7 protein-coding genes and 2 pseudogenes are annotated in these 7581 nt (G+C 69.8%); 6 read left to right on the top strand and 3 right to left on the bottom strand.

Annotated elements, in window-relative coordinates; translation table 11 throughout:
- The 6 genes and pseudogenes from QZ772_RS15835 to QZ772_RS25520 all read left to right on the top strand — a co-directional run.
- Positions 1–202, top strand: a pseudogene (locus QZ772_RS15835) (hypothetical protein); the annotation flags it as partial.
- On the top strand, positions 199–1752 hold the full coding sequence (locus QZ772_RS15830) for an AMP-binding protein (protein ID WP_295528172.1): 1554 nt from the start codon (positions 199–201) through the stop codon (positions 1750–1752). The pseudogene QZ772_RS15835 and the gene QZ772_RS15830, both read left to right, overlap by 4 nt.
- Before the next feature lie 57 nt (positions 1753–1809).
- Complete coding sequence (locus QZ772_RS15825; RefSeq protein ID WP_295528169.1) at positions 1810–2820, top strand: tripartite tricarboxylate transporter substrate binding protein; 1011 nt, start codon at positions 1810–1812, stop codon at positions 2818–2820.
- On the top strand, positions 2817–4037 hold the full coding sequence (locus QZ772_RS15820) for an FAD-dependent monooxygenase (protein WP_295528166.1): 1221 nt from the start codon (positions 2817–2819) through the stop codon (positions 4035–4037). Before QZ772_RS15825 ends, QZ772_RS15820 begins: the two co-directional genes overlap by 4 nt.
- Positions 4038–4105: 68 nt before the next feature.
- Positions 4106–5128, top strand: coding sequence for a CaiB/BaiF CoA-transferase family protein (locus QZ772_RS15815; RefSeq protein ID WP_295528163.1), 1023 nt, complete (start codon positions 4106–4108; stop codon positions 5126–5128).
- Positions 5129–5256: 128 nt separating this feature from the next.
- Positions 5257–5781, top strand: a complete 525-nt coding sequence (locus QZ772_RS25520) for an alpha/beta fold hydrolase (RefSeq protein ID WP_366510607.1) — start codon at positions 5257–5259, stop codon at positions 5779–5781.
- On the opposite strand, the pseudogene QZ772_RS15810 reads toward QZ772_RS25520, so the two are convergent.
- The 3 genes and pseudogenes from QZ772_RS15810 to QZ772_RS15800 all read right to left on the bottom strand — a co-directional run.
- A pseudogene (locus tag QZ772_RS15810) lies at positions 5756–5986 on the bottom strand (2-dehydropantoate 2-reductase N-terminal domain-containing protein); the annotation flags it as partial. The gene QZ772_RS25520 and the pseudogene QZ772_RS15810 sit on opposite strands and share 26 nt — an antisense overlap.
- A gap of 44 nt (positions 5987–6030) precedes the next feature.
- Complete coding sequence (locus tag QZ772_RS15805; protein ID WP_295528160.1) at positions 6031–6975, bottom strand: fumarylacetoacetate hydrolase family protein; 945 nt, start codon at positions 6973–6975, stop codon at positions 6031–6033.
- 16 nt (positions 6976–6991) lie between these two features.
- The coding region (locus QZ772_RS15800; RefSeq protein WP_295528158.1) for an extradiol ring-cleavage dioxygenase at positions 6992–7581 on the bottom strand (590 nt) is incomplete at its 5' end.

The raw sequence follows: 7581 nt of genomic DNA, 5'->3' as shown, positions 1-7581 counted from the left end.
ACGGGCGCGGGCCAGGACCGTTCATCTCGCCTCGGCCTGGGGAAGGTTCAGGCGCAACCTCGGCTTCAAGCTCCAGGGGCTGCGCGATCCGGCCGCCACGTCGCATCAGGCGGAGTGGATCTACGCCCACGACGTGACCGCGATGGCCCGCAGCGACGCCGCGGAACACGCGCTTCGCCGCAACACCCAGGAGGTTCCATGAGCAGCGGCGCATCCGTCTTCTTCTCGAACGAGGCGAGCTCGATCTCCCGGGCGGCTTTCGAGGACGCCTGCAGCCGCTTCGCAGGCGGACTGCGTGCCGAGGGCCTGGCGGAGGGCGATGCGGTGGCCCTGCTGATGCGCAACGACGCGCCGCTGGCCCAGGCCATGGTCGGCGCGGACGCGGCGGGCGTGTACGCCGTGCCGCTGAACTGGCATGGCAAGCCCGACGAGATCCGTTACATCCTCGAAGACTCGGGCGCCCGCATCATCGTCGGCCACACCGACCTGCTGGCACAGCTGCCGCCCGGCTTCCTGGCCGGACGCAAGACGCTCGCCGTGCCGACGCCGCCGCAGATCGCGGACCGCTACGGTGCGCAGCCGGCCACGACCGCAGGCGCCGGCTGGATCGACTGGGACGGCTGGCTCCGTGCACAGTCGCCGCTGGCCCGTCCTTCGACACGGCCGCGCGGGGCCATCATCTACACCTCGGGCACCACGGGAAAGCCCAAGGGCGTTCAGCGGGAGCCCTATACCGACCTGGCCGCACAGCAGGGCAATCTGCGCACGCTCCACCATGCCTTCGGCACCTGTGCCGGCATGAACGCGGCCATCGTGGGTCCGCTGTACCACGGCGGGCCGGGCGCCTACTGGCGGGCCGCGTATGCAGCCACACGCGATGCCGGCACCGTCCACATGCGCTCCAAGTTCGACGCGCAGGAGCTGCTGGCGCTGATCGAGCAGCAGCGCATCTCGCACCTGTTCATGGTCCCGACGATGTTCGTGCGGCTTCTTCGCCTGCCCGAGGCGGTGCGCGCGCGCTACGACCTGTCGAGCGTGCGGCACATCGTGCATACCGCCGCGCCGTGTCCGGCCGCCGTGAAGGGCGCCATGATGGACTGGCTTGGGGCGGTGGTCTACGAGTTCTACGGCACCACCGAGACCGGCCCGGTCACCGTCGCCCGTCCCGAGGATGCCCGGCGCAAACCCGGCACGGTGGGGCGGCGACAGGCGACGGTACGCCTGGAGGTCCTGGACGCCGACGGCAAGGTGCTGGGCCCGGGCGAGGTCGGCGAGATCTGCTGTCGCAACGCGACGTACCCGGACTTCACCTACCGGCACCGCGACGCAGAGCGCGCCGCCCTCGAACGGCGCGATGGCCTCATCGCGACAGGCGACGTCGGCTATGTCGACGAAGACGGCGACGTGTTCATCTGCGATCGGGTCAAGGACATGGTGATCTCGGGCGGCGTCAACATCTATCCCGCCGAGATCGAGGCTGCGTTGATCGACATTGCCGGCGTGCGCGACTGTGCCGTGTTCGGCATTCCGCACGAGGAGTTTGGCGAGACCCTGGCGGCCCACGTGGAGCTGGAGCCGGGCGCGCGCCTGTCCGAGGCGCAGATCAGGACAGCGCTCGAGGAGGTGCTGCCGCGGTTCAAGGTCCCGTCCGTCCTGCGCTTCGAGACCGCGCTGCCTCGCCAGGACAACGGAAAGATCTACAAGCGCCAGCTCTCGGATCCGTATTGGGCCGGCCAGGGCCGAAGGATCTGAGCGCATCCGCCATTACCACGCAGAGCGCGCGCACTCTGCATCCCCAGGAGACAACGCATGAACCCCCTTCCCATCCAGGCCATAAACTTTTCGTCGAGGCGCCGGGCCCTGCTCGGCGGCCTGGCCGGCGGACTCGGGCTGTCGGCCGCACCCTGGGCAGCCGCCCAGTCCGGCTGGCCGGCCAAGCCCATCCGTGTCCTGCTGGGCTTTCCGGCCGGTGGTTCCATCGACGTGATCTTCCGGGTCATGGCGCGTGCTGCCGAGCAGTCGCTCGGCCAGCCTGTCATCGTGGACAACAAGCCAGGAGCGGGTGGCACGGTGAGCATCGTGCAGATGAAGAACGCACCGGCCGACGGCTACACGCTTGGCCTGATCACGATGGGCGTGTTCCGCGCTCCGGTGACCGAGGACGTGGCCTACGACCCGATCGCGGACATCAGCTACATCGTCTGCCTCTCGCACGTTCCCTTCGGCATCGTGGTCCGGGCCGATGCGCCCTTTCGATCCTGGGCGGAGCTGCTGGCCTACGGGCGCGCCAACCAGGACAAGATCAACTACGGGGTGCCGGCGGGTCTGGGCAACAGCGCGCATCTGCTGGTTGAGGAGATCACGGCGCAGGAAAAGGTCCGATGGAACCCGATTCCCTACAAGGGCAGCGCCGACACCGCCCAGGCCCTGCTGGCCGGCAACGTGGATTTCGTCGTGGACGGCAGCGGAGGATTCGGCCCGCTGGTGGATTCGGGCAGAGCGCGGCTTCTCGCCGTCGCGAGCGAGGAGCGCTCACCCAAGTGGCGAGACGCGCCGACCACGCGTGAACTGGGCTACCGCATGTCCGTCGACTCGCCCTGGGGGCTTGGCGGGCCGAAGGGGATACCGCCCGCGGTGATCGAAAAGATCCAGGATGCGTTCAAGCGCAGCCTGGATGCCCCGGAGGTGAAGGTTGCACTCGAACGGGCGGGCCAGGGCACCCGCTACAAGGACGCGCAGGCGTTCACGGCCTTTGCCAAGCAGGCCGCGGTCGAGGAACGGGCGCTGCTGACCAAGTACGGCTTCGCGCGCAAGCCATGAGCATCGATTCGGGATTGCGCGTCGCCGTGATCGGTGCCGGCATCGGCGGACTGACCCTGGCCGCCTTGCTGGTCGCCCGCGGGATCCGGGTGGTGGTCTTCGAGCAGGCGCGCGCGCTGGGCGAGGTGGGGGCGGGCCTGCAAGTCAGTCCGAATGGCGTCAAGGTGCTGCGCACCCTTGGCCTCGCCGAGGACCTGGCACGCGTGGGTGTGCGCCCGCTCCACCTTACGCTGCGCGACTGGAAGACCGGGATCGCCGTCTCCCGCACCGGCATCGCCGACGATTTCGACCAGGCCTATGGCGCGCCCTACTACCACGTGCACCGCGCGGATCTGCTTGGCCTGCTCCAGCGGGCCGCAGCGGGTGCCGAGATCAGGACGGGCTGCGCCGTCACCGCCGTCGAACCCGGCGAGGGTGGCGCCTGGATCGAGACATCGGCGGGCCGCGAGCACTTCGACGTGGTCGTGGGCGCGGACGGCATCCATTCCGTGGTCCGTCGCGCGCTGCACGGCCCGTCGCAGGCCCGCTTCACGGGCAACGTGGCATTCCGTGCACTGGTGCCGGCCGACGATGAGCTGCGCCGCCGTGTCGCGCGAGACTCCACGCTCTGGATGGGGCCCGGCGGTCATGTGGTGCATTACTTCGTGCGTGACGCACAGCTGCTCAACATCGTGGCGGTCTACGAGACCGACCGCTGGACGGACGAGTCCTGGACGCAGCCGGCCACCGTGTCCGAGCTGAGTGCATGCTTCACCAACTGGAACCGGTCGCTGACGGACCTGCTTGCGCGGGCCACCCAGTGCAACCGATGGGCGCTCTTCGACCGTGACCCTCTGACCGGGTGGGGCAGGGGCCGTGTGACGCTGCTGGGCGATGCGGCGCACCCGATGCTGCCCTTCCTGGCGCAGGGCGCGGTCATGGCGATCGAGGATGCCTATGTGCTGGCGCAGGCCATGGCCAGTCAGGAGGTGCCGCTGGAGGATGCGTTGCGCGGCTACGAAAGCAGCCGTGGCCGGCGCACGGCCAGACTGCAACTCGCGGCGCGCGCACAAGGGGCGTCCATGCACCGGTCCGGCGCGCTCGATGCCTGGCGCCGGAACATCCGCCTGTTCATCCGCAGCCGCTGGAGCCGGGACGACCAGCTCGCCAAGGGCCAGTCCCTCTATGGCTTCGATGTCACGGTCCCCGCTGAACGAAATCGCACGCAAGCCAGATGATCCCGTCTTCCCACACCCTCCCGCCTCCGGCGCCTGGCACCGCCCAGGCCCTCAGGCCGCTCGCCGGCATGAAGGTGGTCGAATTCCACGCCAAGGGCCCGGTGCCGCTGTGCACCATGTTCCTGGCCGACATGGGGGCCGAGGTCGTGCAGGTCATGCGCGATGAGAAGGGGCCGCGCGCGGACCCGAGATGGCGCTACACCGACCGGGCCAAGTCTTCATTGAGACTCGACCTCAAGGACCGCTCAAACGCCGACAAGGCGCTGGCGCTGATCGCCAGCGCCGATGTGCTGGTGGAGGGCTTCAGGCCGGGGGCGATGGAGCGGCTCGGCCTCGGCCCGGCGGAGTGCGCCGCGCTCAATGCACGTGTCATCTACTGCCGCATCACGGGATGGGGGCAGACCGGGCCGCGTTCGCAGCTCGCGGGCCACGACATCAACTACCTGGCCGCCACCGGCGCGCTGGACGCCATCGGCACAGCGGACAGCGGTCCCGTGCCGCCGCTGAACCTGCTGGCCGACTTTGCCGGCGGCTCGCTCCAGGCCGCCTACGGCATCTGCGCCGCGCTGCTCGAGCGCGAGCGCTCCGGGCAGGGCTGCGTCATCGATGTCTCCATGGCGGAGGGGGTGCTGTCGCTGATGACCTCGATCTTCGCCATTCGTGCGCGAGGCGACTGGGGTGGCGGCAGGGGCCGGAACTTCCTGGACGGCGGCGCCCCGTGGTATGGCGTCTATGAGACCCGCGATGGCCGACACTTGGCCGTGGGCGCGATGGAGCCGCAGTTCCGGCGCGCCTTCTTCCTCGCCCTGGGGCTGCCGGCCGAGCGGGCGCAAGACAGCGAAGCCCCGCAAAACTGGCAGGCCATCCGGCAGGAGGTGGCCACGGCGATCGGCCAGCGGACGCAGGCGGACTGGATCCGCGCGTTCGAAGGGCTGGACGCCTGCGTCACCCCCGTCGCTCATCTCGACGAGGCCTTGCACGATCCGGCGTTGCGCGCTCGAGGCGCCTTCGTCGAGGAGGCTGGACATGAAGGTCGGCCGCGGCCGGCACCGGCGCCGCGCCTGAGCCGTATTCCAACCAGCAAACCGTGAGGAGCGCCATGACGCATCCGATCTCTCGACGCACCTTCGTTGCCGGCGCCTGTGGCGTGGCCGGCTCCGCACTGACCGCCTGCGCCAGCGGTGGGGACGCAGGCACGGGGGAGGCCCACTAAGTCCTTGTGCACGGCGGATGGCATGGCGCGTGGTGCTGGGACAAGGTGGCGTCGGCGCTGCGCGCGCAGGGGCATCGCGTGACGGCCGTGGACCTGCCCGGCCGCGGCGTGGCCCCGGAACTCGCTGGCGCCACGACGCCTGCCGACTTCATGGAGAGTGTGGGCCAGGTCGTGAGGCGCTCGCCCATGCCCGTGGTCCTCGTCGGCCACAGCCTGGGCGGCGCCACGATCTCGCTCGTGGCCAAGGCCTTTCCCGACCGCATCGCGCATCTGGTCTATGTGACGGCTTTCATGGTCCCGCCCAGGCAGACCGTTGGTTCCATCGCGATGGCCGACAAAGGCACCCTGATTCCCGTGTGGGTGCGCCGGGACACGGCGACGCGGACCTCGACGGTGATCCCGGAAAAGCCAAGGCACTGTTCTATGCGGACTGCGCCGACGCCGATGTTCGCGCCGCCATCCAGCGGCTGTGCCCGGAGCCGGCGACCATGTCGGCCACGCGCAGCGGCCCCAGCGTCGGCGCCAGGCTGACGAGCGCCGGTGCCTTGACCGCGATGACGACCAGGTCCTGCGGGCCCAACTCGGCCGGTCGGTCGGAAGCGCGGGTGGGCACCTGCAGCCGCTCGCCGTCGGCCGCCTGCAGTCGCCAGCCGTCGCGCCGCGGCGATTCGAGCTTGGCGCCACGTGCCAGGGCGCTGACTTCGGCCTGGCCGGCTGCCGCCAGCCGGGTGCCGATCTAACCGCCGATGGCGCCAGCCCCGACGATGCAGACCTTGCCGATCATTCGCCTTTGGCCGTGCGCAGGTTGGCCTTGAAGTGCTCCGGCACGCGCTCGTCGAAGCCCAGCGCCACGCGGCGCACCTCGGGGCTGTCGGTGGGCGCATGGCCGACGCCGAGCGCCGAGGCGCGGGGCGCGTCGATGGCCACCACCGTTCCTTCGATGCGGCCGATGCCGGTGATCTCGCAGGCCACGACGTTGCCTGGATTCACGCTGCGCGAATGGCAGGGCGTGCCCATCAGGATCACGTCGCCCGGCACCAGCGTGATGTGGCGCGCGATGTCGGCGATCACGTAGTGCGGGCCCCAGATGGTCTCGTCGCCGATGTGCGCCTCCTGCACGACGCGGCCGTCGACGAAGGTGCGCAGGGTCTGCGCGAACAGGTCGATGCCGCGCACGATGCCGGGGCCGATGGGCAGCAGCGTGTCCGCGCCCTTCACGCGCAGCATGCTGCCCTGGTCGGTGTCGCGGAAGTCCTGCAGGCCCATGTCCAGCGCGGGGCAGAAGCCTTCGATGTGGTCCCAGGCTTCGTCCGGCGTGACGTTGCGGCAGGTCCGGCCAATCACAACGGCGTACTCGCCCTCGTAGTTGAGGTACTTGCAGTCCGCCGGCTTGAGGATCTGCCCCTTGTGGCCATTGAGCGAGGTCGGCGGCTTGGTGAAGTAGGTGGGCGTCTCGGTCGGCTTGGGCTTGTTGCGCGTCTCCATGCTGCGCGAGCGGTAGGAGATGTGCACCGCGATGATCTTGCTCGGGTCGACCGGCGGCAGGTAGGTCTGCGCGTCGGCGTCTAGCAGGCGGCCGTCGTCCAGGCGCAGGCGGCCGGCGTCGGCGCCTTCTTCCACCATCGTGCCCCAGAAGGCGCTGCCGCCGATGAGGACGCGGCGTCGCTCGACGCGGGGGCCCTGCATCACGGCGGGCAGGCTCTGGAGTGGGAATTCGAAGTTCATGATCGGCTGGCGGCAGTCAGGCGGGGAACCAGATGTGGATGTTCCCGGTGCCCCGGGCGTTCTCGTAGGCGGACAGGGCCTCGCCCCTGGCGCGGCAGTCGGCGCCGCCCATGGCGCCCAGCATCTGCAGGTAGTGCGCGCCGAAGGCCTCCCAGGGCTTGCGGCGGTATTCGGCGTCCCAGCGCTCCAGGATCAGGTCGTGCCGGCCCTCGGCCATGAGCGCGATGGCGCCCTTGTCGCTCTCGATGTTCTCGGGCGAGGAGACGTTGCTCTCGTGGAAGATGCGCGGATGGTTCGGCTTCCAGTCGATGCCGTTGAACTTGTGGCTGAGCGCGCCCGAGGCCAGCAGCACCACGCGCAGCCCGCTGGCGCGGATGCCCTCGCCGATGTCCTCGCCGGACTGCAGGAACTGCTCCCAGCGGCAGTTCTGACAGGAACTCACCGTCACCACCGGCGTGTCGTCCAGCTCCAGACGCAGCTGCTTGACCAGGTTGACCGTGGCGTAGTGTCGGCCCAGGTCGGGGTGGTCGATGACGCGCACATAGCCCTGGCGTGCACGTGAGGCGGTCTCCAGCGCCCGGGCCAGCTTCGGGTGCCCCCTGTAGG

Origin of the sequence: uncultured Pseudacidovorax sp. (assembly GCF_913773995.1) — a bacterium.
Lineage (GTDB): Bacteria > Pseudomonadota > Gammaproteobacteria > Burkholderiales > Burkholderiaceae_C > Xenophilus.
The sequence above is the reverse complement of the archived record's forward strand: the minus strand, read 5'-3'. Positions and strand labels throughout refer to the sequence as shown.